At 45.3% G+C, this 26,573-nt stretch carries 31 protein-coding genes; 7 read left to right on the top strand and 24 right to left on the bottom strand.

The annotated features are described in order from the left end of the window. Positions 1–5 precede the first annotated feature (5 nt). The 3 genes from AC07VD_RS00585 to AC07VD_RS00595 form a co-directional block, all read right to left on the bottom strand. Positions 6–326: a YuiB family protein gene (locus tag AC07VD_RS00585; protein WP_003243877.1), complete on the bottom strand. Its 321-nt coding sequence runs from the start codon at positions 324–326 to the stop codon at positions 6–8. A gap of 53 nt (positions 327–379) precedes the next feature. Beyond that, a complete protein-coding gene (locus AC07VD_RS00590; protein ID WP_003243733.1) occupies positions 380–523 on the bottom strand; it encodes a YuiA family protein in 144 nt (47 codons plus the stop codon). 172 nt (positions 524–695) lie between these two features. Then, a complete protein-coding gene (locus AC07VD_RS00595) occupies positions 696–1,916 on the bottom strand; it encodes an NAD(P)/FAD-dependent oxidoreductase (protein ID WP_010886605.1) in 1,221 nt (406 codons plus the stop codon). Positions 1,917–2,247: 331 nt separating this feature from the next. On the opposite strand from AC07VD_RS00595, the gene yumC reads away from it, so the two are divergent. Then, the gene (gene yumC / locus AC07VD_RS00600) at positions 2,248–3,246 is read left to right on the top strand and encodes a ferredoxin--NADP reductase 2 (RefSeq protein WP_003220618.1); all 999 of its coding nucleotides are present in this window, start codon (positions 2,248–2,250) and stop codon (positions 3,244–3,246) included. Positions 3,247–3,284: 38 nt separating this feature from the next. Here yumC and AC07VD_RS00605 read toward each other — a convergent pair whose 3' ends face one another. Then, a complete protein-coding gene (locus tag AC07VD_RS00605) occupies positions 3,285–3,425 on the bottom strand; it encodes a hypothetical protein (protein WP_003228723.1) in 141 nt (46 codons plus the stop codon). Between the two features lie 277 nt (positions 3,426–3,702). Here AC07VD_RS00605 and guaC point away from each other — a divergent pair, with 277 nt between their 5' ends. Next, positions 3,703–4,683, top strand: a complete 981-nt coding sequence (guaC, locus tag AC07VD_RS00610) for a GMP reductase (protein ID WP_445214160.1) — start codon at positions 3,703–3,705, stop codon at positions 4,681–4,683. A gap of 73 nt (positions 4,684–4,756) precedes the next feature. On the opposite strand, the gene paiB is transcribed toward guaC, so the two are convergent. From paiB to AC07VD_RS00640, 6 genes are all read right to left on the bottom strand, one after another. After that, complete coding sequence (paiB, locus tag AC07VD_RS00615) at positions 4,757–5,380, bottom strand: protease synthase/sporulation negative transcriptional regulator PaiB (RefSeq protein WP_069322868.1); 624 nt, start codon at positions 5,378–5,380, stop codon at positions 4,757–4,759. Positions 5,381–5,403: 23 nt separating this feature from the next. After that, a complete protein-coding gene (gene paiA / locus AC07VD_RS00620; RefSeq protein ID WP_014477872.1) occupies positions 5,404–5,922 on the bottom strand; it encodes a spermidine/spermine N(1)-acetyltransferase in 519 nt (172 codons plus the stop codon). 341 nt (positions 5,923–6,263) lie between these two features. Beyond that, a complete protein-coding gene (locus tag AC07VD_RS00625) occupies positions 6,264–6,626 on the bottom strand; it encodes a HesB/IscA family protein (RefSeq protein ID WP_494721631.1) in 363 nt (120 codons plus the stop codon). Positions 6,627–6,704: 78 nt separating this feature from the next. Continuing rightward, positions 6,705–7,559 (bottom strand): diaminopimelate epimerase, encoded by an 855-nt coding sequence (dapF, locus tag AC07VD_RS00630; protein ID WP_003243745.1) that lies wholly within the window; start codon positions 7,557–7,559, stop codon positions 6,705–6,707. A gap of 122 nt (positions 7,560–7,681) precedes the next feature. Further along, on the bottom strand, positions 7,682–8,896 hold the full coding sequence (locus AC07VD_RS00635) for a NupC/NupG family nucleoside CNT transporter (protein ID WP_003228710.1): 1,215 nt from the start codon (positions 8,894–8,896) through the stop codon (positions 7,682–7,684). Positions 8,897–9,032: 136 nt separating this feature from the next. Further along, complete coding sequence (locus AC07VD_RS00640) at positions 9,033–9,269, bottom strand: YuzB family protein (RefSeq protein WP_003222913.1); 237 nt, start codon at positions 9,267–9,269, stop codon at positions 9,033–9,035. 262 nt (positions 9,270–9,531) lie between these two features. On the opposite strand from AC07VD_RS00640, the gene AC07VD_RS00645 reads away from it, so the two are divergent. Next, positions 9,532–10,599: an NAD(P)/FAD-dependent oxidoreductase gene (locus AC07VD_RS00645; RefSeq protein ID WP_494721614.1), complete on the top strand. Its 1,068-nt coding sequence runs from the start codon at positions 9,532–9,534 to the stop codon at positions 10,597–10,599. A gap of 25 nt (positions 10,600–10,624) precedes the next feature. Here the strand turns inward: AC07VD_RS00645 and AC07VD_RS00650 are convergent, their stop codons facing one another. Continuing rightward, positions 10,625–10,951: a YuzD family protein gene (locus AC07VD_RS00650; protein ID WP_217017054.1), complete on the bottom strand. Its 327-nt coding sequence runs from the start codon at positions 10,949–10,951 to the stop codon at positions 10,625–10,627. Between the two features lie 99 nt (positions 10,952–11,050). Here AC07VD_RS00650 and AC07VD_RS00655 point away from each other — a divergent pair, with 99 nt between their 5' ends. Continuing rightward, on the top strand, positions 11,051–11,386 hold the full coding sequence (locus tag AC07VD_RS00655; protein ID WP_010886606.1) for a NifU family protein: 336 nt from the start codon (positions 11,051–11,053) through the stop codon (positions 11,384–11,386). A gap of 41 nt (positions 11,387–11,427) precedes the next feature. Here the strand turns inward: AC07VD_RS00655 and AC07VD_RS00660 are convergent, their stop codons facing one another. The 5 genes from AC07VD_RS00660 to cotNH form a co-directional block, all read right to left on the bottom strand. Further along, positions 11,428–13,401 carry a S9 family peptidase gene (locus AC07VD_RS00660; protein WP_494721613.1) on the bottom strand — a complete coding sequence of 658 codons (1,974 nt, stop codon included), beginning with the start codon at positions 13,399–13,401 and terminating at the stop codon, positions 11,428–11,430. 106 nt (positions 13,402–13,507) lie between these two features. After that, positions 13,508–14,437: a homoserine kinase gene (gene thrB, locus AC07VD_RS00665; protein ID WP_130572810.1), complete on the bottom strand. Its 930-nt coding sequence runs from the start codon at positions 14,435–14,437 to the stop codon at positions 13,508–13,510. After that, entirely contained in the window at positions 14,434–15,492 is a 1,059-nt protein-coding gene (thrC, locus tag AC07VD_RS00670; protein ID WP_076457683.1) for a threonine synthase, read from the bottom strand. Before thrC ends, thrB begins: the two co-directional genes overlap by 4 nt. Then, positions 15,492–16,793 carry a homoserine dehydrogenase gene (locus AC07VD_RS00675; RefSeq protein ID WP_003228694.1) on the bottom strand — a complete coding sequence of 434 codons (1,302 nt, stop codon included), beginning with the start codon at positions 16,791–16,793 and terminating at the stop codon, positions 15,492–15,494. The genes thrC and AC07VD_RS00675 overlap by 1 nt, the downstream gene beginning before the upstream one ends. Before the next feature lie 200 nt (positions 16,794–16,993). Further along, the gene (gene cotNH, locus AC07VD_RS00680; protein WP_101501428.1) at positions 16,994–18,013 is read right to left on the bottom strand and encodes a spore coat-associated protein CotNH; all 1,020 of its coding nucleotides are present in this window, start codon (positions 18,011–18,013) and stop codon (positions 16,994–16,996) included. A gap of 152 nt (positions 18,014–18,165) precedes the next feature. On the opposite strand from cotNH, the gene AC07VD_RS00685 reads away from it, so the two are divergent. Next, positions 18,166–18,666, top strand: coding sequence for a phosphatidylglycerophosphatase A family protein (locus AC07VD_RS00685; protein WP_003243814.1), 501 nt, complete (start codon positions 18,166–18,168; stop codon positions 18,664–18,666). 26 nt (positions 18,667–18,692) lie between these two features. Here the strand turns inward: AC07VD_RS00685 and nucF are convergent, their stop codons facing one another. Genes nucF through AC07VD_RS00700 form a run of 3 tightly spaced genes read right to left on the bottom strand, consistent with a single transcriptional unit; the run spans position 18,693 to position 20,225 of the window. Next, positions 18,693–19,463, bottom strand: coding sequence for a 5' nucleotidase NucF (gene nucF, locus AC07VD_RS00690; RefSeq protein WP_003243196.1), 771 nt, complete (start codon positions 19,461–19,463; stop codon positions 18,693–18,695). 28 nt (positions 19,464–19,491) lie between these two features. Then, positions 19,492–19,926 carry a DUF86 domain-containing protein gene (locus AC07VD_RS00695; RefSeq protein ID WP_015251303.1) on the bottom strand — a complete coding sequence of 145 codons (435 nt, stop codon included), beginning with the start codon at positions 19,924–19,926 and terminating at the stop codon, positions 19,492–19,494. 23 nt (positions 19,927–19,949) lie between these two features. Then, positions 19,950–20,225, bottom strand: coding sequence for a YutD family protein (locus tag AC07VD_RS00700; protein ID WP_003228682.1), 276 nt, complete (start codon positions 20,223–20,225; stop codon positions 19,950–19,952). A 113-nt stretch (positions 20,226–20,338) separates the two neighbouring features. On the opposite strand from AC07VD_RS00700, the gene AC07VD_RS00705 reads away from it, so the two are divergent. Next, entirely contained in the window at positions 20,339–20,971 is a 633-nt protein-coding gene (locus AC07VD_RS00705; protein ID WP_021480537.1) for a YhcN/YlaJ family sporulation lipoprotein, read from the top strand. A 15-nt stretch (positions 20,972–20,986) separates the two neighbouring features. Here the strand turns inward: AC07VD_RS00705 and lipA are convergent, their stop codons facing one another. Next, on the bottom strand, positions 20,987–21,883 hold the full coding sequence (gene lipA, locus AC07VD_RS00710; protein ID WP_003222888.1) for a lipoyl synthase: 897 nt from the start codon (positions 21,881–21,883) through the stop codon (positions 20,987–20,989). A gap of 234 nt (positions 21,884–22,117) precedes the next feature. On the opposite strand from lipA, the gene lytH reads away from it, so the two are divergent. After that, entirely contained in the window at positions 22,118–23,098 is a 981-nt protein-coding gene (gene lytH, locus AC07VD_RS00715) for an L-Ala--D-Glu endopeptidase (RefSeq protein ID WP_130572813.1), read from the top strand. A gap of 27 nt (positions 23,099–23,125) precedes the next feature. Here lytH and yunB read toward each other — a convergent pair whose 3' ends face one another. The 4 genes from yunB to AC07VD_RS00735 form a co-directional block, all read right to left on the bottom strand. Next, positions 23,126–23,890 (bottom strand): sporulation protein YunB, encoded by a 765-nt coding sequence (gene yunB / locus AC07VD_RS00720; RefSeq protein ID WP_024573524.1) that lies wholly within the window; start codon positions 23,888–23,890, stop codon positions 23,126–23,128. A 72-nt stretch (positions 23,891–23,962) separates the two neighbouring features. Beyond that, positions 23,963–24,268 (bottom strand): YunC family protein, encoded by a 306-nt coding sequence (locus AC07VD_RS00725; protein ID WP_014665249.1) that lies wholly within the window; start codon positions 24,266–24,268, stop codon positions 23,963–23,965. A 64-nt stretch (positions 24,269–24,332) separates the two neighbouring features. Beyond that, positions 24,333–25,721, bottom strand: a complete 1,389-nt coding sequence (locus AC07VD_RS00730; protein WP_217017056.1) for a bifunctional metallophosphatase/5'-nucleotidase — start codon at positions 25,719–25,721, stop codon at positions 24,333–24,335. Between the two features lie 19 nt (positions 25,722–25,740). Next, on the bottom strand, positions 25,741–26,562 hold the full coding sequence (locus tag AC07VD_RS00735; protein ID WP_024572475.1) for a sulfite exporter TauE/SafE family protein: 822 nt from the start codon (positions 26,560–26,562) through the stop codon (positions 25,741–25,743). Between the last annotated feature and the right edge of the window lie 11 nt (positions 26,563–26,573).

Here is a 26,573-nt window from a genome sequence, read left to right on the forward strand (position 1 = left end):
GGCATTTAAAACATTTGATATCCTCTTTTTCTGAGCATGTTGATCGCTATACCGGACACGATGGCGCCGGCCAAACCGCTGACTAAAATCAGCACATCGGCAGCCGCTAATGATAAGACACGATGAAACAGGCTGGCAAAGGATTCTCCCGGCGACTGGACATAGCTGATCAGCTTTTCTTTGCTGATAATGAAAAGGCATACAATCGGATAAATCACAGCCATAATCCAAGACATTCTCAGCAGCATGTTTAATAAGAAACCGATTCCAAAAAACAAGACAAAAAACAAAACAATTGAGATGATTACGACTGGCAGACTAATCAACCTATTCCACCCCCCTGCGTTGTTTTTAGTGTAACGCGTGGGCTGAAATAAAGTCAACGGCTGGAAAAAGAATGACTGTCTTTTCCTGTCCCCTGGCAAGACGGACAAGTCTCTGAACCGCCGAGAATCAATTGAAAATATCCTTTCCCTGAACAAAATGGGCATGCATGTGAAGCGGTTGTCGTTGCAGTTTTCATCTAATCATCACCCTTTTTCTTAATTTTCTGATAATATACCATATCAAGCTGTCAACAATAAAGTCAGATCATGTGACAAATCTTTTGATGTAAGCGGAAACATACTTATTTTCCTCTCATTCTCTTTTTATTTTGGCGTTTTTTAATAAAGAAAACCCGCTTCCGCGGGTTTTTAGAAAAACTTGAACTTGCCTTTTTTCAGTGTCAGTCCGAGTCCGCCAATCATAAACAGCGAGCGGTTATCAATGACTTTTTTCATAAACGAAGCGGGCGTGCCTTTCAGCTTTCTGCCATAAACAACCCCAACCGCGTTATGCTCGCCAAGAGAAGCCACTGTTCCCTTAATGTCCGGCTTGAATTCCTCAAGCTCTCCGCCTTTAATAAGCCTGCCAAGGTTTTTAGCGACCGTTATGCCCTGCTGCATTGCAATTTGCGCAGTCGGCGGATACGGGCGCTCTGTATCTTCATTCATAAACAGCGAGCTGTCGCCGAGAATAAAGACATTGTCATGTCCTGGGGCGCGAAGATCAGGGTTGACTTTCACCCGGCCGCGCATATTTTCAAAACCGGCCTCCTCTACAATCGGATGGCCGCGGACACCTGCTGCCCATACAACGGTTTGCGATTTGATCTGCTCTGGTTCCTCATCTTTTTTGCCGACTCTGACTCCTTCCGGTGTACATTCTTGTACAGCCGTGCCGATCTTGAACTCAACTCCGTTTTCCTCAAGATAATGTACGGCGTAATCAACAAGTTCCGGATCAAAGCCCGGCAAAACGGTCGGCGCTGCTTCCACACAAATGATGCGGACAAGGCTTCTGTCAACGTCATATTCCTTACAGAGCTCCGGCACGCGAGCAGCCAGCTCGCCAAGAAATTCAATTCCCGTAAATCCGGCACCGCCAACAACGATCGTTAACCTGTCCGGCCGTTTTTCCGCTTCCGTATTGTAAGTCGCAAACTGCAGCTCAATATGTTCCCGCAGCAGGCGCGACGTGTTGATGTTGGCAATCGGAAACGCATATTCTTTTAAGCCTTTAATGCCGAACGTTTCAGGCACGGCGCCGAGCCCGATGACTAAATAATCGTACTGCAATTCTCCATTCGCAAGCACAACTTTTTTCTCATCAATTTTGATTGCCTTTACGGTATCCTGTACAAAATTCACCCGTGACTGGTTGATTACATCTTTTATCTGATAACGGCAGCGGTCATGATGGAGCGTACCCGCGCTCGCTTCATGCATCCATGTCGTTTCATAATGATAATTGTGTTTATTTACAAGCGTAATGTCAGCATCATTCGGCCCGACATACTTCGTCAGCCTTGTCACCGTCATCAATCCGCCATATCCTGCACCTAAAATCACGATTTTGGGCTTATTCAATGCCATCACATCCACCTTCTCTTTTTTTGCTTTTGTTAGACCCATAATAAAATCATCATTTGTGTTAGCTTCAGCTTATTGGCGGGATTTTATGAAATATATTGAAAAGTTTTTTGTGAAGTCCTTACCCGTAGCACTATTATCATGTTTATCCGGCTGGCCCAAGAAACATTCAGAAAAAGATCATTTCATTTGGTTATTATCGTAGCGGCCTGCGGAAATATTTTCAAGAACGGATGGGCACGTTAGATCCTTACGATTTTTTCTGCTGACTCGTCAATTTGAACGGCAATATGGTATAATTAATAACAATTTTCATTTAGGAGGCAATTTTCGTATGCGAGAGGATACAAAGGTATATGATATTACAATTATAGGCGGGGGACCGGTCGGCTTATTCACCGCTTTTTACGGCGGGATGAGACAGGCAAGCGTCAAAATTATCGAAAGCCTGCCTCAGCTCGGCGGACAGCTTAGCGCCCTATACCCTGAGAAGTATATATATGATGTAGCGGGATTCCCGAAAATCCGCGCGCAAGAGCTTATCAATAACCTAAAAGAGCAAATGGCGAAATTCGACCAAACCATTTGTCTGGAGCAAGCGGTTGAATCTGTTGAGAAACAAGCGGACGGCGTGTTTAAGCTTGTAACAAATGAAGAAACCCACTACTCTAAAACAGTCATCATCACTGCAGGAAACGGCGCATTCAAACCGAGAAAGCTGGAACTTGAAAATGCCGAGCAGTATGAAGGCAAAAACCTCCATTACTTCGTTGACGATCTGCAAAAATTTGCCGGCAGACGCGTTGCGATCCTTGGCGGTGGAGATTCCGCGGTTGACTGGGCGCTTATGCTTGAGCCAATCGCAAAAGAAGTATCGATCATTCACCGCCGCGACAAGTTCCGTGCGCACGAGCACAGTGTGGAAAACCTTCATGCGTCGAAGGTTAATGTCCTGACACCATTCGTCCCTGCGGAGCTGATCGGCGAAGACAAAATCGAACAGCTAGTGCTTGAAGAAGTGAAAGGCGACCGCAAAGAGATTTTAGAAATTGATGACTTAATCGTCAACTACGGTTTCGTTTCATCTCTTGGACCGATCAAAAACTGGGGCCTGGACATCGAGAAAAATTCCATTGTCGTGAAATCAACAATGGAAACAAATATCGAAGGCTTCTTTGCAGCAGGTGACATTTGTACATACGAAGGAAAAGTCAACCTGATTGCCAGCGGCTTCGGTGAGGCACCGACAGCAGTGAACAACGCCAAGGCTTACATGGACCCGAAAGCCCGCGTACAGCCTCTTCACTCAACAAGTCTTTTTGAAAATAAATAATAAAAAAAGGAGCTTGTGTCTGCGACACAGCTCCTTTTTTATTTGAAGATATTTATATAATTCAATGCAGTTCCTACAACCAGCGCAATCACAAGGGCTGCGACTACCCAGATCATTGCCATAATAATGCGGTCCTGAATCTTTTGGGACTTCGGTGTTTTTTCTTCGTTTTGGGCCATCTTATTCGCTCCTTTCCCATGTCCATGCCATAAAGAAAGCCTGGTGCTGAACGACCATGCTTTGCTGAACGTATATCATTCGCGTTTTGATCCGCTCTCTAAGACCATTCGTTAAAACTATGATACCTAAACTCACCCTGCATGACAAGCTTCGGCACTTGACCACACCTGCCAGCAAATCATAATGTTTGACATCCTAAATAAAACAGAGTACATTATAGAAGGCGAACATTTCATATATTATACTTTTAAATATTCGTTTTTAGGAGTGAAAACCATGGAAAACGTATTTGATTACGAAGATATTCAGCTAATTCCTGCAAAATGCATTGTAAATAGCCGTTCAGAATGTGATACATCCGTACGTTTAGGCGGACGTACATTTAAATTACCCGTCGTCCCTGCCAATATGCAGACGATTATAGATGAAAAACTAGCGATTTCATTAGCCGAAAATGGCTACTTTTATGTGATGCACCGATTTGAACCTGAAAAACGGATTAATTTTATTAAAGATATGAACGCACGCGGGTTATTCTCTTCTATCAGCGTGGGCGTCAAAGATGAGGAGTATGAATTTGTCCGCCAGCTGGCAGAAGAAAATCTGACTCCTGAATACGTGACAATTGACATTGCTCACGGGCACTCAAATGCTGTCATTGAAATGATTCAGCACCTTAAAAAACATTTGCCGGACAGCTTTGTTATTGCTGGCAATGTCGGAACGCCAGAAGCAGTCAGAGAGCTTGAAAATGCGGGAGCGGATGCCACTAAAGTCGGCATCGGACCGGGAAAAGTATGTATTACGAAAATCAAAACCGGCTTTGGTACAGGCGGCTGGCAATTAGCGGCGCTGCGCTGGTGTGCCAAGGCAGCCAGCAAACCGATTATCGCGGATGGCGGCATTCGCACCCATGGCGACATCGCAAAATCAATCCGATTCGGCGCAACGATGGTCATGATCGGTTCACTATTTGCCGGACACGAAGAATCGCCAGGCCAAACAATCGAAAAAGACGGAAAGCTTTACAAAGAGTACTTCGGCTCAGCCTCTGAATTCCAAAAAGGCGAAAAGAAAAATGTCGAAGGCAAAAAAATGCACGTGGCGCATAAAGGCTCAATCAAGGATACACTGATTGAAATGGAGCAGGATCTTCAATCTTCTATTTCTTATGCAGGCGGAACAAAGCTTGACGCCATCCGCAATGTGGATTATGTGATTGTGAAGAATTCCATTTTTAATGGGGATAAATATTAATCATAAAAAAACGCCAAGTCAGCGGTTCTCCGCTTGAGTTGGCGTTTTCTGCTACTTCTTCAGCAAAGTAAGCTTATATTTGCTTTTTGAATTTATCTTCCATCAGTTCTGCCATTTGTTTTGCATTTGGATTTTCTTCATTTTGCAACTGTTCAATGATGTTCATATAATCCGTTTCATTTCGGTTCTGGCTTAATTTATATGCCGCTTGAATATCTTCCACCTTAATCTTAAATCCAACGATACCTTTCAATTCACGTTCTAAGAGTTTTGGAGAAAGCTTATCCCATAACACAGGATTGTCACGATGTTTTTCGTATTTTTCCAGCATGATTGTTAATTCTTCTGCTAATTCATCTTTCTCTAACATACTTGCTTTTCCATACATGTGGACAGCCTGATAATTCCACGTCGGAACATTTTCGCGCGAATACCAGGAAGAAGAAATATAAGCGTGCGGTCCCTGAAACATCACAAGCACATCTTCACAGGCTTCAAACGTTCTCCACTGAGGATTTCCATAAGCGAAATGCCCCGTAATATAGTAATGATCATCTTTTTTATTGAATCCTAACGGCAAATGTGTGGCAATTGGTTTTCCTTGTTCTGTTGTGACAATCGTACCAAAGGAGTTTTCTTGTACAAAATTCCAAATTTCTTCAGCATTTGTGACCTTAAAATATTTTGGAATATACATCATCATCCACCCTTCGAAAAATGTTATATGAGTGTTTTAGCCATGATTAAATCCGTTTGTTCTTCATCGCCCATATAAAAAGAGTGGGCGCCGGTCTGAACAAACCCCATTTTCTTATAAAAGGCAATGGCATTTTCATTTTTTTCCCATACACCTAGCCAAATGTTCTTTTTATTACGTTCCAGCGCAATTTCTATAGCTTTATTCAGCAGATGTTTGCCAAGCCCATGTTTTTGAAAGCTGTTCTTTATATAAATTCTCTCGATTTCAAGTGATTCAGCACCCATTTCTTCAGACTGAGCATCATCGATATTGACCTTTACATATCCAGCGATTTCATGATCAAAGTAAACAAAAAAGAATTGCGAAGACATATTGGATAACTCTTTTTCCAGCTGCTCAGTGTTAAATGCGCTTTCTAAATAGGCTTTCATATTTTCAGGTGAGTTCTGTTCTTTAAAAGTGTCATTGAATGTTTCAATACTCAATTGTTGAAGTGTTTGTAAATCTTCCCGGCTGCATTTTTTCATTTTTACACTCATTGTTCGGATTCAGCCCCTCTATTTAAAATTCAATTGTCTTGTGTCCCTTTTTAATATATTTAAACACGGAACAGATACTGACCTTGTTACCATTCCAAAAATCTTCTTCATCATCAACTCCCTATCGCGATTTTGTTGTAAATGCAATAAAATATACTCTGCATTAAATATAGCGTAACTTTGCTGTATTTACAACAAAAAAACCAAACAACAAAGCAGCGTTTCTCTTGCCTAAGTCCCCGGTACTCTCTGCATCATTTACCCATAATAAAAACGCCTCCCTTAACGATGATTTATCGCTAAGAAAAGCGTCAGTAATAGTTGCTATCCGTTTTTAGTGCTTAGCACTCTTCAGGCTGGCCTGCATTCGTTGCTGTTCTGAACGAAGAACCGCAGCCGCATGAAGCGATGGCGTTTGGATTGTCGATGGTGAAGCCGCCGCCGAGCATGGATTGTTTATAATCAATCACGGTGCCGTTCATGATGTCAAGGCTTTCTTTGTCAACTAGAACAGTGATGCCGTGCTGATCAAACACACTGTCTGATTCACTCTTTTCATGCTCAAAGCCCATGCCGTAAGAAAGTCCGCTGCAGCCGCCGCCTTTGACGCCTACACGCAGAAACGCGTTTTCTTCTTCATGCTCTTTCATCATATCTTTTATATGCAAAGCAGCTGCTTCTGTAATTGTTACCGGGTTGCTCATCATTGTGAACCTCCTTTTAAAAACCGGTTGCTGTCTTTTATTATAAACATGATCGTTCCAATTCTCAAACAAGGTGTTTTACAAGAAATAGACACCCTCACAAACGGTTTCAGCCGGCCCTGTCATCATTACATGGCCGTTATCTTTCCAGTTTATCACCAAATCCCCGCCTGCTAAATGCACCGTGATGTCTTGATTTCGCTTTGATACGCCGTTTAATACAGATGCGACCGCCGCTGCACATGCTCCTGTCCCGCATGCCTGAGTAATCCCAGATCCCCGTTCCCAGACGCGGAAATGCAATTCTTGTTCATTCACGGTTTCAACGAATTCCACATTGATGCCTTCCGGAAATCTCGGATCTTTCTCAATCACCGGTCCCAGTGTCGTTAAGGGTGCCTGTTCAATGTCTGCGATCGGAAAAACGATATGCGGATTTCCCATTGAAACGGCAGTGCCTGTTAGTTCTACTTCACCAAATGCCATCGTTTCATTGATTGTGTGCTCTTCCCCGCCGTCAAGCATCGGAAGCTCGGATTTTGTCAAGCGCGGTTCGCCCATATCGACAGTGACCACATTCACTTTTCCGTTTTCGACTTGAACCTCCGCTTTCACAAGCCCGGAGAGAGTTTCAATCAGAAAAGATGTTTCCTCAACCAGCTTATGCTCATATGCGTATTTTGCGACGCAGCGCAGGCCGTTGCCGCAGTTTTTCCCTTCAGACCCGTCATTATTAAAAATCCGCATTTTAACAGGCGCTTGGTCTGATGGGCATATCAGGATCATTCCGTCGGATCCGATCCCTGTATAAACAGAAGAAACCTGAATTGCAATCTCTGACAGTTTTTCTTCTGGAAGCTGTTCTTCAAATTGATTCACATAAATATAACTGTTTCCCAGGCCGTGCATTTTGGTAAATCGAAATGAGTTCATAGGTGCCTCCAACTTTTTTTCTTTTTCTTAGTATAAAAGCTATTATAAGCGGACACAATACAATTATCCCCCGTTTTTCATACATAAAAGCTCCTTGCACTGACGCAAGGAGCTTTTATCGTTTATATAAACATGCCGGCAATGGCTGCGCTGAGCAGATTGGCTAATGTTCCTGCAAGAACAGCCTTCAGGCCGAGACGCGCGATATCTGAACGGCGGCTGGGTGCTAATCCGCCCAGCGTACCAAGCATAATCGCAATTGATGAAAAATTGGCGAATCCGCATAATGCGAAACTGATAATGGTAGCAGTTTTCTTAGAAAACTCGCCGATGTGCGGACCGAAGTTAGAATAAGCGACAAACTCATTCAGCACCAACTTCTGGCCGATATAGCTTCCCGCCTGCAATGCTTCATGCCAAGGCACGCCAATCAAAAAGGCGATAGGAGAAAACACATAGCCGAGAATGGATTCTAATGTTACGCCTTTTAAACCGAACAAGCCGAAAGCCCCGCCGAGAATACCGTTTACTACAGCGATTAACGCAACGAACGCAAGCAGCATCGCCCCAACGTTTAACGCAATTTGCAGTCCTGTTGACGCTCCCTTTGCCGCTGCGTCAATGACATTGGCTGCGCCTTCGCCTTCATCCATTTTGAAATCGCTTTTTACGGTTTGCGTTTTTTCCGTTTCGGGTATAATCAATTTACCAAAGACTAGTCCAGCTGGAGCAGCCATAAAGCTGGCCGCCAGCAAGTATTCAATCGGAATACCGAGAAGCGCGTACCCAAACAAGGTAGATCCCGCAACTGCCGATAGACCGCTCGTCATAATCGTAAACAACTCAGAGCGCGTCAGCCCGGCAATCAGGGGTTTGATCACTAACGGAGATTCTGATTGTCCTACAAAAATATTGGCAGCAGCCGCCAGAGATTCCGTTTTGCTTGTTCCAAGGAGCTTCGACAATCCGCCGCCAATGACACGGAAAACGAGCTGCATGATTTTCAAATGATATAAAACTGCAATCAGTGCTGAGAAGAAAATGATAACGGGCAGTACACTTAATGCAAAGGCCGGACTGTCTCCGACCTTTAGAAGCGGTCCAAAAATAAAACTGATGCCTTCATTCGCATAGTCAATCAGAAGCTGTACACGGCTTGAAAACCATAAAAAAACAGCGCGTCCCGCTTCCCATTTCAACACGATGTATCCAAACGCCACCTGTGTGCATAAACCAACGATGACGGTTCTTATCTTAATATTGCTTTTCTTTTCTGAAAATAAAAACGCGATAGCAATGATCGCAACTGCGCCCAGCAGCCCCCACAGAACATTCATGAATACTCGTACACCTCTTAAATTTTATTTAAAAAAATATCTTTTATACGATAACAATAATATTTTTTGATGTCTACACATTTTTTTAGTTCTTTTGTACGGCAAAATAAAAAAGGGCCTGTCCAGGCCCTTTTCTTTAAAACATTGGATTTTCTTCAATAAAGGTATATATATTCTCAACAAGCTCAGCAGGCGTTTCACCCATGACGACTTCTCCGTTTACCAGAGCGAAAAGCGATTCCATGCATGTCCCGCAATAGCTTAAACAGCCATATTCAAGGACATCAAGGTTGGGATCCTTCTCCAAAATCGCCCGGGCTTCCTGAGAGCCGTGAGCCAGATTGCTGACACAAAATTCAATCATTGGATTCATGCGGTTTCACCTCACATATGTCCATTATCGCGAATTTTTCACTATTCGTCAAAGACAACGGATGATTCAAAATTTATTATCGTAACATATTATTTCTCAAATAACGTTTTACTAATTTGTGTTTTCAGGCTAAATTGTAGGTTATTTTGAAACTATTATTGTGATTTTAGATCAAATTCGATATAATTCTAGATGTTATTTTACATAGTTCGTATTTTCTTCAATGTGTCTATCATACTCTTCGGATTAAAGGGGAATTCAAATGAAAAAATTGGTCTTGATCGGCGGAGGTTACGGGAACATGCGTGTTCTTCATCGCTTATTGCCAAACCAGCTGCCTGATGATGTTTCAATCACGTTAATTGACAGAAATCCTTATCACTGCTTGAAAACAGAATATTATGCTCTTGCCGCAGGCACAATTTCTGACCATCATATCAGAGTGTCATTCCCAGAGCACCCTCGCCTGGATGTCCAATACGGTGATATCACATCAATTGATATTGTACAAAAACAAGTGCTGTTCCAAGATCGTGAACCGATTTCTTACGATGACGCCGTAATCGGGCTCGGCTGTGAGGATAAATATCACAACGTGCCGGGAGCGCCTAAATTCACCTACAGTATTCAAACCATCGATCAGTCCCGCGAAACCTACCAAAAGCTGAATAATCTGAGCGCTAATGCCACCGTTGCCATTGTCGGAGCGGGCTTAAGCGGCGTTGAGCTTGCAAGTGAATTGAGAGAAAGCCGTGATGACCTGAACATTATTTTGTTCGACCGCGGTAATCTCATTTTATCAAGCTTTCCCGAGCGTTTAAGCAAATATGTGCAAAATTGGTTCGAAGAGCACGGTGTCCGCATTATTAACAGGGCAAATATCACAAAAGTAGAAGAAGGCGTTGTGTATAACCACGATGATCCGATTTCTGCAGACGCCATCGTGTGGACAGCCGGCATCCAGCCAAACAAAGTCGTCAGAGACTTAGATGTGGAGAAGGACGCACAAGGGCGTATTGTATTAACGCCTCATCACAATCTTCCAGGTGATGAACATCTGTACGTTGTCGGCGATTGCGCCAGCCTTCCTCATGCACCGAGCGCCCAGCTGGCAGAGGCTCAAGCAGAGCAGATTGTCCAAATCTTGCAAAAACGCTGGAATGGAGAAGCCCTGCCTGAATCAATGCCGCAGTTTAAGCTGAAAGGCGTTCTCGGTTCACTCGGAAAAAAAGCCGGCTTCGGGCTTGTTGCTGACCGTCCGCTGATCGGCCGTGTTCCGCGTATGCTGAAATCCGGCTTGCTGTGGATGTATAAACACCATAACGGTTAATGATAGAGAAGAACCGCTGATCAAGTCAGCGGTTTTCTGTATACCCAAGCTTCTCCATTTCCTCATAAACGTCTTTTAATTTTGGATTGCCTTCACCGACAATTTTGTCTTCTACGAGCACAAGCGGATAAAAATACTCGTCATTTCTGATTTTTTCCGCAAGCTCTTTCGCATGTTCATTGTCAGGCGGCTCATAAATATCGATGTACTGCATCTCAAAAGGCTGATTTGGATATTTTCTTTTCAGCGCAGCCTCAAGCCACTCGTATGTATCCTTGGCTGTCGGCATATTGACACAGCTCGCACACACGGTTTCTGCCCCATATACGCTTAGCATGACTGGTTTCATCACTTGTGAACGCCCCCTTCTCCTATGCAAGTCCTTTCTTTTAAGTATACAGAGCCAAAGGACATTTTTATAGAAAAAAACCGTTTTTGTGTTGAAGTCTGAATGTGCTATAATAGGGAGAGCAACTTTGCAAACCAAACAATAGATTTTTATTGTTACACTGAATATAATGGTTTTATGACGACGAAAGGAGCGAATGTCATGACTGAAGTTGAAATGAAAGAACAGGTGCAGGAAGTACTGGACAAACTTCGTCCGTTTTTACTTCGTGACGGCGGTGACTGTGAGCTTGTAGACGTAGATGAAGGTATCGTTAAGCTTCGTCTTCTAGGCGCATGCGGCAGCTGCCCAAGTTCAACAATTACGCTGAAAGCCGGAATTGAGCGCGCTCTTCTAGAAGAAGTGCCGGGTGTCGTTGAAGTAGAACAAGTCTTTTAATAAAGCAGCCAGGCTGATATTTGATCAGCCTGGCTTTTTTATTAGAGATATTGGTCAAACCATGAGCTGATATAATTCAGGCGCTTGATCCGCTGTCTTGGGTGTCCGGTGCGTGACAAATTGTGCGATGCATTCGGAAAACGGACAAGCTTGGTTTCCTTGCCCATTTTTTTCAGAGCGATAAACAGCTGCTCCGCCTGCTCGATCGGGCATCGGTCATCCCGCTCGCCATGCAGTATCAAAAGCGGTGTCTCCACGTTTGCTGCGTATTTTAAAGGAGACCGGTCCCAGAGCTTTTCTGTGTCCTCAAACATGTCATGCTCAAGCTGCCAGTCTGTAAAGAAATAGCCGATATCACTGACGCCGTGAAAGCTGATCCAATTTGATATCGAGCGCTGGGTAACGGCAGCTTTAAAGCGGTTCGTCTGCCCGACGATCCAGTTGGTCATAAAACCTCCGTAGCTTCCGCCCGTGACACCAAGCCGCTTAGGATCAATATGCGGATCTCGCTTGATAGCCTCATCCACAGCTTGCATCACATCGGCATAATCCTTTCCTCCATAATCCCCTCTGACCGCATTCACAAATTCCTGCCCGTAGCCGTGGCTTCCTCTCGGATTGATATAAACGACCGCGTATCCTTTCGCCGCCAGCACCTGAAACTCATGAAAATATGTATGTCCGTACATCATATGCGGACCGCCGTGTATGTTGAGAATAAGTGGATATGATGTCTCACCTTCCATTTGTGCAGGCTTCATCAGCCAGCCGTTCACCGTCACGCCGTCTTCTGTAGCATATTGAATCTCTTCAGGTATAGATATCGTATGCTCACTGACAAACTTGTCATTCGCGCCAGTCAGCTGTTTCTCTTCCTGTCCAAGCGGGATACTGTAAAGCTCACTCGGTCTGTCCGGCTTTGTCACACTGGCAATAAAGTGCAGTTCATCAGGTGAAAGAGAAAAGCTATTGATATACTCTTTTTCCAGACGAATCGGATACACAAGGCCTTCAATCGAAATATAATAGATGCCCGTACTGCCTTGATCTGTGCCGATGACATAAAACCCTTGGCTGTCCTTTGTCCAAATCGGGCGCTGTTCAGCACCACCGATCAATGAATCTCCAATCAGCGCATCCGCTAAATGAACGTCCAGCATCTCAGTCAGACATGTGAGGCGGCCTTGTTCGATATCATAGAGCCACGCCTTTGAGAGCGTTGCATTCTTATATTCCTTTTCATTTCCAAGCAAAGCAAGATACCTTCCGTCTGGTGAAAATGAACTAGATCCGAATGAGCCGCGATGAGGTGTAATCTGCTTAAGATCTCCAGACTCCAGTGACATTATGTAAACATCATGCGGCTTGCTGGCATCATCTGTTTCAGTTAAATTAGCTGAGAAAACAAGCCATTTGCCGTCAGGAGAAAAAGCAGGATCACCATGATCAGCTTTGTGACTTGTCAGCTCCTTCATCTCACCCGACTTTACGCTGACAAGCACAAGCTGGGCATACGCACCTCTCGTCAGCCCTTTGCCGTCCCGTTTGTAGGAGAGGCCTTGCACTTCAACAGGTTCATAGCTGTCCTGCTCTGTTTTTTCTCGGTCATCAATGCTTTCTCTCTCTCCCAAACTGACAGTGACCAGAATCGATTCGCCATCCGGGGACCATATTGGCTTTGACACGCCATACGGGATATCAGTCAGTTTTCTCGCTTCTCCGCCTTCAGCGCTCATCATATACAGCTGTGCCGCATCGCCTTCTCGATCAGAAATAAAGGCAAGCGTGCGCCCGTCCGGAGACCATCTTGGGTCGGTGCTTCGCTTTTCTCCATGTGTCCAAGGAACAGACCCGCCCGTTTTCGTTTCATAGATCCATATATTTGATGTATACGAATCTTTCTCTTGATTCACTTGTGATTTTACATATGCGGCACGGGTGCCGTCTGGGGCGTATTGAGGATCGGTCACAGAGACAATCGCTGTGATGTCGTCTGCGGTTATCAGCTTTTTCATATTCATCTCCTCCTTTTTACATGTATTTCGTTTTTCTAAATAAAAACTCCTTTATCTCCAGCAAAAAAAGCGCCCTCCGCTGACGCTGAGGAACGCTTGGCATGATCTATACACTTTTTACTTGATATAAAGGATTTCGCTCTATTATACTTCCCTCTTTCGGGACGGTCAAAGCGTCTACTTCACAATGAGGGAAATGAAGCGCGAGCTGTTCTTTTAGCTCTTCTCCCTTTCCTTTTTCGGTCATGACAAGAATCGTCGGGCCTGCTCCGCTGAGAGCCGTTCCATATGCGCCCTTCATCTCGGCGACGTGCTCTACTTTTGACAGCTCAGGCACAAGCATCGCCCGGTACGGCTGATGGAACCTATCCTTCTTCATGATTTTCCCCACAAGCGGCCAATCCTTGGACATGATCGCAGCAATGAGGATATTGCTGACAGCACTTGCTTTTACGGCGTCGGCATATGGAAACTCCTTCGGAAGCACGTCTCTCGCGTCTCTTGTCAGCACTTCGTAAAAAGGAATGACAACGACTACGTCAATGTCAGCATTCGGGACGCGGATCATTTGGGTCTCGTCATCCTCATGCAGGCCGATCACAAGTCCGCCGACGAGAGAAGCGCCAGCATTGTCCGGGTGTCCTTCTTCTAGACTGGCTAAATGCAGCTTGTCCGCTTCAGACAGCTTTAAGCCGCATAATTCATCAGCCAGTTCAATGGCCGCTACAATCGCCGCGGCGCTGCTGCCAAGGCCACGTGCAAGCGGGATGTCGCTCCACACCTTCACATGGACAGGAGGCATTTCTTTTCCGTACAAATCTGCGGTCCGTTTAGCCACTTGATAGATCAGGTTATCTGTACCCGCCGGAATTCCGGCGACTGTTTCTGTTTCAGCCTCAAAAGACCATTTGTCGCTTTCAAAGACGGTCAGCTTCAAATATCTGCTGAGCGCCATTCCGACTGAATCAAAGCCGGGGCCTAGGTTAGCTGTGCTTCCGGGAACAGTGACAGAGAACAGCATGTCGGCTTCGTTCATACACGGGCCGCTCCTTTTACATATTCAAGGATGCTGTCTTCATCAGTCGGCAATGTGACAGGCTTGATTTCTGAAATGTCGACCGCTGTGTTCGGATCTTTCAGTCCGTTTCCTGTTAACACAGCTACGACCTTGCTGCCTTTCGGAATTTCTCCGGATTTCACCTGTTTCAGCACTCCTGCGATAGACGCGCAAGAACCTGGTTCTGCAAACACGCCTTCTACACGGGCGATCAGCTGATATGCGTGAAGGATTTCATCATCAGTGACTTCGTCAATTTTCCCATTGGATTCCTCGGCTGCCTTTACAGCTTTGTCCCAGCTTGCCGGGTTTCCGATACGAATGGCTGTCGCTATTGTTTCAGGATTTTTAATCACTTCATTGCGCACGATTGCCGCCGCACCCTCAGCTTCAAAGCCGCGCATTTTCGGAAGGCCTGTGCCGTTTTTCTCATGATATTCCTTGAAGCCCTTCCAGTACGCAGTGATGTTTCCCGCGTTTCCGACCGGGATCGCTAAAACATCAGGCGCTTCCCCCAGCTGTTCGCACACTTCGAAGGCAGCAGTTTTTTGGCCTTCAATGCGGTAAGGGTTGACTGAGTTGACAAGGGCAATCGGTGATTTCTCACAGATGGAACGGACAATTTTAAGCGCATCGTCAAAGTTTCCGTCAATTGCGATAATCTCGGCTCCGTACATGACAGCTTGAGCGAGTTTTCCAAATGCAATTTTTCCGTTCGGGATGATGACAATGCATTTCATGTTAGCACGGGCTGCATATGCTGCCGCAGCAGCGGAAGTGTTACCTGTTGACGCGCACATAATCGTGTCATTGCCTTCTTCTTTTGCCTTTGCCACAGCCATAACCATTCCGCGATCTTTAAATGATCCCGTAGGATTGACGCCTTCCGTTTTGACATGAAGCTCAATTCCGAGCTGCTCAGACAGCTTCGGCAGGTGAATAAGAGGTGTGTTTCCTTCATGTAAAGTTAGCGCAGGTGTTTGATCTGTTACAGGTAAAAATTCTTTATATTGATGGATAAGTCCTTTCCACATTAGCTCCAACCGTTCCCTTCTACACGATATGTGCTTTTGACTTCTTGAACGACTTCCAAATCATTTAGGTTTTGCAAAATATCACTGAAATCAGCTTCTGATGTATGATGTGTGACAATTACGATTTCAGCTAACTCATCATGGCCTTTAATTGGCAGCTGAAGGATTTTTTCAAAGCTCACGCCCCGCTCTGAGAACACAGATGTAATTTTCGAGAATGAACCAACCTCATCTTTTACATGAATTCTTAAAAACTGCTGTGCATAAATGTCAGACGGCGATTTCATGTTTTTCTCATATTGCGGCCCGACAAAGCTGTTGCCGGTTACACCGAGGCGCATATTTTTCATGACAGCGACGAGGTCAGAAACAACGGATGTCGCTGTCGGCATGCTTCCGGCTCCCGGCCCGTAGAACATCGTCTCACCGACAGCCTCGCCGTATACATAAACAGCGTTAAACTCATTATGAACAGCAGAAAGCGGATGATGGTCAGGAAGCAGTGTCGGCTGTACGCTGACCTCGATTTTGCTGCCGTCACGCTGAGCAATCCCGATCAGCTTCATTGTATAGCCGAGGCGTTTGCTGAAGCTGATGTCCTCGTCTGTAATTTGGGAGATCCCCTTTACTTTGACGTCTTCCAGATCCACGTTCATCGAGAAGCCGAGGCGCGCCAATATCGCCATTTTCCGTGCGGCGTCAAGCCCTTCCACGTCAGAAGTCGGATCAGCTTCGGCAAAACCGAGATCCTGCGCTTCCTTGAGCACTTCCTCATATGGGCTTTTCTCTTTGATCATTTTTGTTAAGATAAAGTTTGTTGTGCCGTTCACAATTCCCATCATTTTTGTAATTCGATCTGATGAGAGGCCTTCCTCTAACGTGCGCAGAATCGGAATCCCGCCGGCAACACTGGCTTCAAAGTAGATATCGCATCCATTTTCCTTCGCTTCGGCAAGCAGCTCGGAGCCGTACACAGCCATTAAGTCCTTGTTTGCTGTGACAACATGCTTTTTCGATCTCAGCGCGTCGACCAAATATTGTTTTGTCTGCTCAACTCCGCCGATCACCTCGATGACGACATCAACATCTGGATCATCAATGACATCATACACTTCTGTCGTAAGCACTTCCTTCGGTAAATCTACTTCTCTCTTTTTCTCTAAATCTTTTACAAGCACTTTTTTTATCGTAACCGGACAGCCGACCTGATGCATAAGCTTATCCTGATGGTCTTGAATAATTTTAACGACACCGCTTCCGACGGTACCTAAACCTAAAAGCCCTACACGAATCGCTTTCAAAAAAACTCCACCTTTCTTTTGATTGTCCTCTTGAAAAAGACAATTGTTAACTCAAAACAGACATATAAGTTACAAACATTATATAAGCCCGCTACTGTTTTGACAAGACAGCACTAGGCTGAATTTTGCGAATGTAAACGCTTAACGCATTGATATGACAAGATTCTTTATTTTCTAATTATTTTTGTCAGATTTTCTCCTCACCCTGAGCTGCCTTTGCCGAGCCAGCTGACGCGTGGAACAAACAGCTTCTGCGCCCGCATATTCATGAATTCCTGCGCTGTATTGAGAAATTGTTCATAACGCCCACAGTCATTAAGAATGAAGTCAAGTTGTTCTTCAAAATAATGCTTTTCTGATTCTGATGACATGTAATAGCTTTCCACGATTTCAAAATAATGAAGCGGGAAAAGCAGACGGCTGTATAAAAGGCGTTTCGAAAATGAAGACAGCGGTGTGACTTGCTCGTATTCCTGTAAAAAGAGAAAGCCCTGCTGATTAAAATCTTGTCTGTGATGCAAAAACGTATGCCTCATATATTCAGCCAAATCACGGGAAGCATGGTCAAACACCCAATCCGCCGGAATCCTGATCAATGATTCCGGTGACCATGTATGCCTTTCCATCCGCTGATGGCATATCGTTCCTGAATCAGCGGCTTGGGGCTTGTCATCCAGCTCAGTGTCCACTAAATATTGTATCGCGTTTTCTGACAGTCCTAAATAATATGGAAATGATTCGATCATTTTTTTATCGAATGGCTCATGCGGAGGGGTCTGAACCTTTCTCTGCCAAAATGCTTCCAGCTGATCAATTCGTTTTCCCCACAGATCCTTCCACTGGCCGATTCTTCCGGCTGCCTTCACCTCATATGGATATCCTCGGCCTTTTCGGTGAAATTCCGCCAGCTCCGCTCCAATGGAGAACGCCCTATTTGAATAAGGGGGGGCCGCCTTCAGCAGAGCGTACGTTTTTCCCTCATGTTCAAATGTCAGCTCACCTTCTTTTGTAAAGATAAAAACCGAAACGTATGGGTCACTTTGTTCTTGTAAATACTGACTCATGTAATAAAGCTCCGCCAGCTCTGTATCTGAGAATTGGGAAACGGGGACAATCAGAAAGTATGAATTAGGCGTCTGAAAGCATTGATATGTGTGCTGGTACATGGAAAGCTGCCTGATGTGAATGCCGTATTTTTCTTTTATTGTACCTTTCACCATGATCACCTGCCTGTTGAATTAGGGCTCATCACATCGTAGTCATACACAGCCGGAATTATGAATACATATTTTAATCCGAAGAAGGCGCAAGAAAAAGTCGTAAACTTCTCAAGCATTTTGTATAAACTAGTAAAAAAGATTGGGTGAAGCTGATGTCAGAAAACGAACAATTCAGTCAGATGGAAGCTAAAGCAAGAGCACGGATGAAGGAGCGCGGCGTTGAGGTATCAGACATTGCCGAGCTTGTCTTTTTTCTGCAGAAAAAATATCATCCGGATTTAACCATTGATGAATGCACGCTGAACGTCAATCGTGTTCTCGCAAAACGCGAGGTGCAAAACGCGATTTTAACGGGCATTGAATTGGATGTTCTTGCTGAGCAGAAAAAACTGTCTGAACCGCTGCAAACGATGCTGGAAATAGATGAAAGCCTATATGGAGTAGATGAAGTTCTGGCATTTTCCATTGTGAACATTTACGGATCGATCGGGTTTACGAACTACGGTTACATCGACAAAGAAAAACCCGGAATCCTTAAACGATTGAATGATAAATCAACCGGTGAATGCCATACCTTTTTAGATGACATCGTCGGAGCGATTTCCGCCGCGGCTTCAAGCAGACTTGCACACCGCGCGCGGCATACAGAATAAGGGCACCCTTTTAGGGCGCCCTTTTTTCAAATGTATGGAATCCATTCAGTCAGAGAGTCAATGGCGTGAGTCGGTTTTTCCATATCGTCTGTCATATGTTCTCTTTTCGTTACGCCGGTGTGAACGAGCAGCGTATCCATACCCGCGTTAATGCCGGCCATAATATCAGTGGCGTAGTTGTCGCCGACCATGAGTGTTTCAGACACATCTGTGCCGAGAACGCGCATCGCCTGCTCCATAATAATTGATTCCGGCTTGCCGATAAATACAGGCTGTACACCTGTAGATACGGTTAACACCGATGTCAGTGAGCCGTTTCCCGGCAGAAGCCCTCTTTCAGTCGGAATCGCAATATCTCCGTTAGTGGAAATAAAGCGGGCGCCATTTCTGATTGCCAGGCAGCCGACAGCAAATTTTTCGTATGTAATGGAACGGTCGATGCCAACAACGACAAAGTCCGCGTTTTCTCCGCCAAATGTCAGGCCGTTTTCTTCAATCGCCTGGCGGATTCCTTCCTCCCCAATCACATACACAGACGCGTCTTTTTTCTGCTGTGCAATGTGCTGGGCAGTTGCCATGCTGGTCGTGAAGACCTGCTCTTCTGTTGCCGGAATATCAAAAGACACGAGCTTGTCCGCTACCTGCTTCGGTGTACGCGAAGAGTTGTTTGTCACGAAAAGATAAGGAACGCCGCGATCTTTCAGCGTTCTGACAAATTCACACGCTTCCTCGATTTTTTCCGTGCCATTGTACATCGTTCCGTCTAAATCAATTAAATACCCTTTATATGTTTTCATATCCAACACTCCTGTGGCTTTCCAGTTGTTATTTAAACGCGGAAACAGGCCCTAGCTCTGTTTCCAAATAGCTTCTGATCCGTTTCGGGAAGTCCTGAAGAGCTGTTTGATGCGCCTTGATCAGCCTGTAAAGCTCGCCGCTGTCAGCGAGCAGATACTGTTGAACCAACGTTTTGCGGTAGGCGATCAATTTCTTGAGCTCAGCACCCTCTTTTTCCGTGACAACTTTCTCATCAACAAGTATATCCATAATGTCGTCATAACTGCCCGGGTCCCGCATAATAAAGCCGTCAATCATGTCATTGCCTGTATCCAAAATGCATTCGATTAACAGATGGCCTATACGCTGAAGTGCCAATTCCCCGATTTCAGACTGCCAGTCTGTTTGTGAGTCAAATAGCGCCAGCTGGTGCTCGAAGAACCCTAGTGTTTTCTCGATTTTGCTTCTGTCAACAAAATACATGACAGCATCCCCTTTGTGTATATTTATTTTCTGATCCGTTTCAAGACAAAATACGCACAGCCGAAATTGCAGTATTCGTAAATATATTCATCTAATGTGCTGATTTTCGTTTCGAAGGTTGCCTTTTGATTCTGGTCGTCAAAGAAGCCCTTGAGCCTTAACTGACCGTATCCCCAGTCTCCCACAATATAATCGTATTTATTTAATATATCGGAGTAGCGGGCTTTAAAAGCCTCTTCGTTGAAGCCGTCTTTGAAATTGTGCACCAATTCAAATTCGGCATTTTGAATAAGAATCATGATCTCACCTCTTTTTCACTCATTCCTATCATAATTCATTGCCCCGTCCCCATCAATTGCTAAAGAATAAATCATGCGATTTGGCTACCCTACACATGAGGAGGGATTTATAAATGAAACGAACCGCTGTCAGCCTCTGCCTGCTGACCGGACTTTTATCCGGGTGCGGAGGCGCAGGATTGGATAATGCCCAAAATGTCCGGAATCAGACGCAGAATCAAACCAAACCCATTCATGTGTCGGACCGCAACGAAGCTTTTAACAGGCATAATGAGAACGAACAATTTGGCTATGTCCGCTATCAAAAAGAACAATTTGACGGAGACCAGCAGAAAACGCCGGTGATGAACCGGGAAGAAACCGCTCACATGATATCAAGTTTAACGGTTCAGCTCCCCCATATTCAAGATGCTGCGACATTGGTGACTGACCGAGAAGCGCTTGTCGTATACAAAACCGATTCTAAAAACCGGGAGCTGACCGCCGATCAGGTGAAAAAAACAGCGGCTTCCGTGATACCGCGATACTATCACGTGTATATTTCCGATAATCCAAACCATATGCAGTCCGTCGAAAATTACAGCAATCTCGGCTCTGGTTCAAGGGATATCAGAGAGATCATGTCGGGGACGATTCAAGAAATGAAAACCTCCCCGCAAGGAAGCCCTGTCTCAGAGAATGAAAATGCCAATGGAGAAACGCGTCAGGACATGAAAATCGATAGGAATGACAAAAACGCCAGATGATCTGGCGTTTTGGCATTATGCTTGTGCTTGACGCTTTTTAGATGCTTCGTTTACTTGTTCATCCGCATGGTAAGAGGAACGGACAAGCGGACCGGCTTCACAATGGCTGAAGCCTTTTTGCATCGCGATTTCTTTTAATTCTGCAAATTCATCAGGATGGTAGTATTTTTGGACTTTCAAGTGTTTCTTCGTCGGCTGCAGATATTGGCCGATTGCCATAATATCCACGTTGTTCGCCAAGAGGTCGTCCATTACTTCAATAATCTCTTCTTTTGTTTCGCCGAGTCCGATCATGATACTTGATTTTGTCGGAATGTCAGGCTGCATTTCCTTCGCACGGCGCAAAAATTCCAATGAACGGTCGTACGTCGCACGCGCGCGGACTCTTGGCGTCAGGCGGCGAACCGTTTCGATATTGTGATTCAGGATGTCTGGGCGTGTATCCATCAAGGTTTTTAGGTTATCGTAGTTTCCGCCCATATCAGACGGCAGCACCTCAATTGTTGTGAACGGGCTTTTTCTGCGGATCGCACGGACAGTTTCCGCGAAAATGCCTGCCCCGCCATCTTTCTGATCGTCACGCGCAACAGCCGTAATGACCGCGTGTTTCAAATTCATAAGCGCGACTGAATCCGCTACGCGTTCCGGCTCTTGCAGATCAAGCTCAGTTGGAAGGCCTGTTTTGACAGCACAGAAACGGCATGCTCTTGTACAAACAGAACCTAAAATCATAAATGTCGCTGTACGTCTGACCGCCCAGCATTCATGAATATTCGGACACTTTGCTTCTTCGCATACGGTATGCAGGTTGTTTTCCCGCATGAGTTTTTTGAGCCCTGTATAGTTTTCATTTGTATTTAATTTAATTTTAAGCCATTCGGGCTTTCTGAGGTGTTCGTCTTTCTTTGCCAATTCCCATCATCTCCAATATCCAATATACTCAATTTCTGACACGAAACATTCTGAAAACGAGAAAGGTGCAGGTTTTAGTTCTGCAACAAAAATAATGTTTTTCTAACTAAAGAAAGTCTTTTCTTTAGACACTTTAACATAGGAAAAATTTCTCGACAAGGGAAGATGATTACTGACATTTTTAAGCCGGGTTGCCGCAAACTATGTGTATTCAATATGAAAGGAGATTATTTTGTGAAAGTTTTGTTATCAGCTCTTCTTCTCCTTTTGCTTGCATTTGAGCCTTCTGCGTCTGGAAAAAAACTTTCAGATCCAGTGCTGTCGAAACGGATGGAATTATATCATAAAATCGAAGCTGTGACGCAGATCCCTTGGTATGCGCTCGCCGCTGTTGATCAATACGAGGAAAACGTGCGGAGCAACCGGAAAGATCTGCCTGACAAGGCGGGAATCATCAGCATCTATATACCCGATGACATCTGGAGCGGGCCTGAAAACCCGAATCCGAAAGACGATGCGCCGTTAAGCATTAAAGTGTTTGACGGAATCGGAATGGATGGCGATGGAGACGGGAAAGCCGAGGTCAGCAACGATGAAGATATTTTGTATACGTTCAGCCAATACTTACTGTCGTATGGCACAGATGAAGACAACATCCGGATCGGGCTTTGGAATTATTACCGGCGTGATCAGACAGTGGGGATCATATCTGAATTCATGAAGCTGTTTAAAGCCTACGGCCATATTGATCTGGGCGAGCATGCATTCCCGCTTCCGATCAGAACCGATTACAGCTATCGAAGCACGTGGGGAGATGCCCGCGGCTTCGGAGGAAGGCGGATTCATGAAGGTACGGATATCTTTGCCCATTACGGCCTTCCTGTCAAATCCACATGTTACGGCGTAGTTGAAATGAAGGGCTGGAACCGCTTCGGAGGATGGAGAATCGGCATCAGGGACATTAACAATACGTATCATTATTTTGCCCATCTCAATGGGTTTGCCAAAGGGATTAAAACAGGACAAATCGTTGAGCCTGGCCAAGTGATCGGATCAGTCGGCAGCTCCGGATACGGCCCGCCGGGAACCGCCGGGAAGTTCCCGCCGCATCTGCACTATGGCATGTACAAAGATAACGGAAGAACCGAATGGTCATTTGATCCATACCCGCATTTGAGGGCGTGGGAGCGATATGAATACCAAAAAAAGAAGTAACAAAAAGCCGCCTCTTCAACAGGCGGCTTATTTGCTGCTTTTTTCTTTTTTTGAATCGGCACCGTCTTCTTTGCTGCTCGGAAGCTGGACAGAAGGCGTGACACCCGAGCCGCCGCTTCCATTATAAAACTGCGGCACTTCGCCCTGCACTGCTTTAATCGATACAGGAACATTATTTGTGACGACAGCGGTTTTGCTGGCAAATGGAATGATGACCTTCACTTTAATTTCGACAAAGATGCTGATATCAATAAGTGCGTTATTTATGCCATACGGCTTGATTTTGGTTTTGACATCTGTAAAAGCGTCACCGATTAAATTGAACCGGACCGGGATTTTCGGCCCGAGGTTTCCAAGAAGGCTGTTGCCGGTTACCTGTCCCAGCGGAATGTTGATCATAATGTTTTCACTGGCGCCGCTGTGTCCGGTATGGGTTTCCATCTCTTTCAAATGAGCCTGAAGCTGCTTTGTCACTTTTGTTTTCACACTGTTTACAACCTGTGTATTAAAATCGATTGTCGTTAAGTTTCCGTTTTCATCAGAATTCATTTGAAACATATCTTTCATATTTTCACTGTCAGACATATAGTCCTCAATCGAATCCTGGATCACCTCTGTCGCTATACGCTTCGTTTCCATCTCGCCGATGTCCATTAAAACAGGTTTGATCGAGCCATTGATCATCCAAAGGCTGACCGTTGTTGACAGGATAAAAAAGACAACGGACAGGAGCATCACGTAACGGAAAGGCAAAGGTCCTCTCTTGCGAAAAGGGCCGCGATATCTTGGCAAGAAAATCCCCCCTTACATATCACAATGTATGCTTGTAAGAGGGGACATAGTAATAGCCGGAGCCAATTTATTTTATTTCACCATTTTTAAAAGCGCTTCTCTGCCGCTCATGCCGACTTGAATGCCAAGATCTTCCGCGGCGTACGTGACGGATTCTAAAGGTGCGTCTAACAGCTGGTCAATGGTGCGGACACCAACTGCCCGCCCCGCCACGATGCCGCGCTCCTTTAATTTTTCATTCAGCAGCGCCACATCAAGCGCGCCGCACATAATGTATCCGTGATCATTGGTGACGGCCATAAAATTCGTTTTGGGAAGCTTTACTGTCACAGCTGTAAAAGGCTGTCCTTCTATCATGATCGGTGTCAGGTTTACCACGTCAACCACTCCCTTCATTCATCACTTTATGATGAAGGGCACAGCTTGTTGTGGGCTGACTGCCTTATTGCGCAAGCTTCCAAGCAAGCAGATCCCGCAAAAATTCCGGCATAAAATATTCTTTTTCTGCAGCGTCGCGAATCAACGGAAACAGTTTGCCGAGCGTAAACATATCAAGCACCGCAACGGAGTATTGTTTATGTTTTTCAATATCTTCCCCGTTCAGCGTGATCCGGGTGACGTGGGTGATCCCGTCATCGAGCCGTTTCGTTTCTACCTCAACGCCGGCATACACCATTTTCCCCATCACTTCTCCGCGGAAGCCGAGTCCTTTGATCCGGAGCTGCTCCATTTGTTCGGAAGCGGCATGGACAATGGTTTCCTTCAGTTCTTCTCCCGTCAGGCGGACAGCCACCGGGTTGATCGGATGCGGACAGATTCGGTGCAGATCCAGCTTTGTCACAGGACCTGCTTTAAGCGGACCGAGAATGACACCTGAATTGACCATACTGATGTCCGTCTCGCACCATTCCTTTAAGGCGTATGCCAAAAGCAAAGGCAGCTCTGATTCTCCAAACCACTTCACCTCAGCATCTTGTGCAAGCTCTGCAACGGCATCGGACAGCTTCTCCTCGGCTTCACGTTCTTTTTCATTGAGAAACGCTTTTGTTTCTGCGGATTCTCCTGTCCATTTCGCCATGTTCTGCACAGAAGCCGTTTTGCTGATGATGCTTCGCTGTACGCTGTCCACCGTGATTTCTACACAGCCGACATAATGCCCGTATTTCTCGGCGCTGGCCAGCAGTACCCCATTAACCACTTGTCCATCTTCAAGCAAATGATGGGTATGTGATTCGAGGATTACATCAATCTCAGGCACCGCTTCAGCCACTGCTTGATCATCAAGAATGCCTAAATGTGACAGCAGAACGATAATATCAGCCTGCCCTTTCACTTCCAGAATGGTTTCCTTTATGCTTTCAAGGGCATCCGTTACTGTCCACCCCAGCTTGTCATAAACAGGATAATACGGCACAGTTACACCTAAGAAAGCAATGGACATACCGTTTTTCAATGATTTGATATGGTAAGGCACCGCCCAGGACGGACGGTTTCCATTTTTATCAAACAGGTTAGAGACGATGACAGGAAATTCAGCATGATCATATAAGGCAGCAAGCTCTTCATGCGGAAGCGTAATCCCTTCGTTATTGCCGATCGCCGCTCCATCAATGTGAAGGCGGTTTAAGAGATCGACATTCGCTTTTCCGAATGTCGCCTCTGTCACGAATTGAAAACGATCTAGATGATCGCCAATATCAAAAACGAGCGTCTCTTCGCCGTCTGACTGATGCTCTTTTCTTTTCTGCTCGATATAATCTACAATTTTCGGCCAGTTTTCAAAATGGCTGTGCAAATCATTTGTATGATATAAGCGGAGCTTCTCCTTCATAATATCTCTCCCTAATCGTTCAGCTGAAAATGCCTTCATAAATGAGCTGGCAGCCGATCAAAATCAATACGATCCGCATGATCATAACGATCGTTTTCGTCTGCATTTTTCTGTTGATGGCGGCGCCAAGCTTTCCGCCGAACCAAGCGCCGGGCACAAGCGCGAGGGCGTACAGCCAATTGACGTGCCCGGAAATCATATGTGAAACAGACCCTGTCATAGAAGACAGGAAAATAATAAACATGGACGTTGCCACCGCAACCTTCGGCGGAAACAGAAATAACAGCATCATCGCCGGAACCATCAGTGATCCGCCGCCTATACCGAAAAGTCCGCCTAAAAAACCGACAACAAAGGCAATGGCAATACCGACAGGGGCCTGATATGAGTACGTATAAGGCTCACCGGCATCATCCTGAAATGTCCGAATAATGCCTTTGTGCGCTTTGTTGATTGGCCGGGCTTTCGCTTTCAGCATTAAGGATAATGAAATCAGAATCATAAAAATGCCAAACCAAACGGAAAACGAGTTTGAATTGAACAGCTTTGACACGTAAGCCCCGATCATGCTGCCGGGACCTGAACCGATAAAGAAAATGAGCCCGCTCTTATAATCAACGGTTTTATATTTAATATAAGCCAAAGTTGAAGAAAGACCCGTAAAAATAATGACCAAAAGCGAAGTTCCAATCGCAACCTGCGGCGTCACATCCTGAAACAGCTCCGTCACTGTGCTTAAAAACATCAGAGACGGCACAATGACAATTCCGCCGCCAAGCCCGATCAGACTTCCTACCGTACCTGCGATTAATCCCAGGACGACCAAAATCACAAACGACATCAGTAAAAACC

This window comes from Bacillus sp. GW821-FHT01G09 (assembly GCF_059422205.1).

Excerpts from the sequence above, each read along its gene's own strand:
- AC07VD_RS00685 (WP_003243814.1), top strand. The coding sequence starts at position 18,166 with ATGTCAGAAAACGAACAATTCAGTCAGATGGAAGCTAAAGCAAGAGCA.
- thrC (WP_076457683.1), bottom strand. The coding sequence starts at position 15,492 with ATGTGGAAAGGACTTATCCATCAATATAAAGAATTTTTACCTGTAACA.
- dapF (WP_003243745.1), bottom strand. The coding sequence starts at position 7,559 with ATGAACTCATTTCGATTTACCAAAATGCACGGCCTGGGAAACAGTTAT.
- yumC (WP_003220618.1), top strand. The coding sequence starts at position 2,248 with ATGCGAGAGGATACAAAGGTATATGATATTACAATTATAGGCGGGGGA.
- paiA (WP_014477872.1), bottom strand. The coding sequence starts at position 5,922 with ATGAGTGTAAAAATGAAAAAATGCAGCCGGGAAGATTTACAAACACTT.
- AC07VD_RS00705 (WP_021480537.1), top strand. The coding sequence starts at position 20,339 with ATGAAACGAACCGCTGTCAGCCTCTGCCTGCTGACCGGACTTTTATCC.
- thrB (WP_130572810.1), bottom strand. The coding sequence starts at position 14,437 with ATGAACGAAGCCGACATGCTGTTCTCTGTCACTGTTCCCGGAAGCACA.
- AC07VD_RS00655 (WP_010886606.1), top strand. The coding sequence starts at position 11,051 with ATGTGCTATAATAGGGAGAGCAACTTTGCAAACCAAACAATAGATTTT.
- AC07VD_RS00695 (WP_015251303.1), bottom strand. The coding sequence starts at position 19,926 with ATGTATTTTGTTGACAGAAGCAAAATCGAGAAAACACTAGGGTTCTTC.
- AC07VD_RS00730 (WP_217017056.1), bottom strand. The coding sequence starts at position 25,721 with ATGAAGGAGAAGCTCCGCTTATATCATACAAATGATTTGCACAGCCAT.
- AC07VD_RS00700 (WP_003228682.1), bottom strand. The coding sequence starts at position 20,225 with ATGATTCTTATTCAAAATGCCGAATTTGAATTGGTGCACAATTTCAAA.
- AC07VD_RS00625 (WP_494721631.1), bottom strand. The coding sequence starts at position 6,626 with ATGAGCAACCCGGTAACAATTACAGAAGCAGCTGCTTTGCATATAAAA.
- AC07VD_RS00590 (WP_003243733.1), bottom strand. The coding sequence starts at position 523 with ATGAAAACTGCAACGACAACCGCTTCACATGCATGCCCATTTTGTTCA.
- AC07VD_RS00595 (WP_010886605.1), bottom strand. The coding sequence starts at position 1,916 with ATGGCATTGAATAAGCCCAAAATCGTGATTTTAGGTGCAGGATATGGC.
- AC07VD_RS00660 (WP_494721613.1), bottom strand. The coding sequence starts at position 13,401 with ATGAAAAAGCTGATAACCGCAGACGACATCACAGCGATTGTCTCTGTG.
- AC07VD_RS00605 (WP_003228723.1), bottom strand. The coding sequence starts at position 3,425 with ATGGCCCAAAACGAAGAAAAAACACCGAAGTCCCAAAAGATTCAGGAC.
- AC07VD_RS00640 (WP_003222913.1), bottom strand. The coding sequence starts at position 9,269 with ATGAATCCAATGATTGAATTTTGTGTCAGCAATCTGGCTCACGGCTCT.
- AC07VD_RS00645 (WP_494721614.1), top strand. The coding sequence starts at position 9,532 with ATGAAAAAATTGGTCTTGATCGGCGGAGGTTACGGGAACATGCGTGTT.
- AC07VD_RS00735 (WP_024572475.1), bottom strand. The coding sequence starts at position 26,562 with ATGTCGTTTGTGATTTTGGTCGTCCTGGGATTAATCGCAGGTACGGTA.
- cotNH (WP_101501428.1), bottom strand. The coding sequence starts at position 18,013 with ATGGTGAAAGGTACAATAAAAGAAAAATACGGCATTCACATCAGGCAG.
- guaC (WP_445214160.1), top strand. The coding sequence starts at position 3,703 with ATGGAAAACGTATTTGATTACGAAGATATTCAGCTAATTCCTGCAAAA.
- AC07VD_RS00635 (WP_003228710.1), bottom strand. The coding sequence starts at position 8,896 with ATGAATGTTCTGTGGGGGCTGCTGGGCGCAGTTGCGATCATTGCTATC.
- nucF (WP_003243196.1), bottom strand. The coding sequence starts at position 19,463 with ATGAAAACATATAAAGGGTATTTAATTGATTTAGACGGAACGATGTAC.
- paiB (WP_069322868.1), bottom strand. The coding sequence starts at position 5,380 with ATGTATATTCCAAAATATTTTAAGGTCACAAATGCTGAAGAAATTTGG.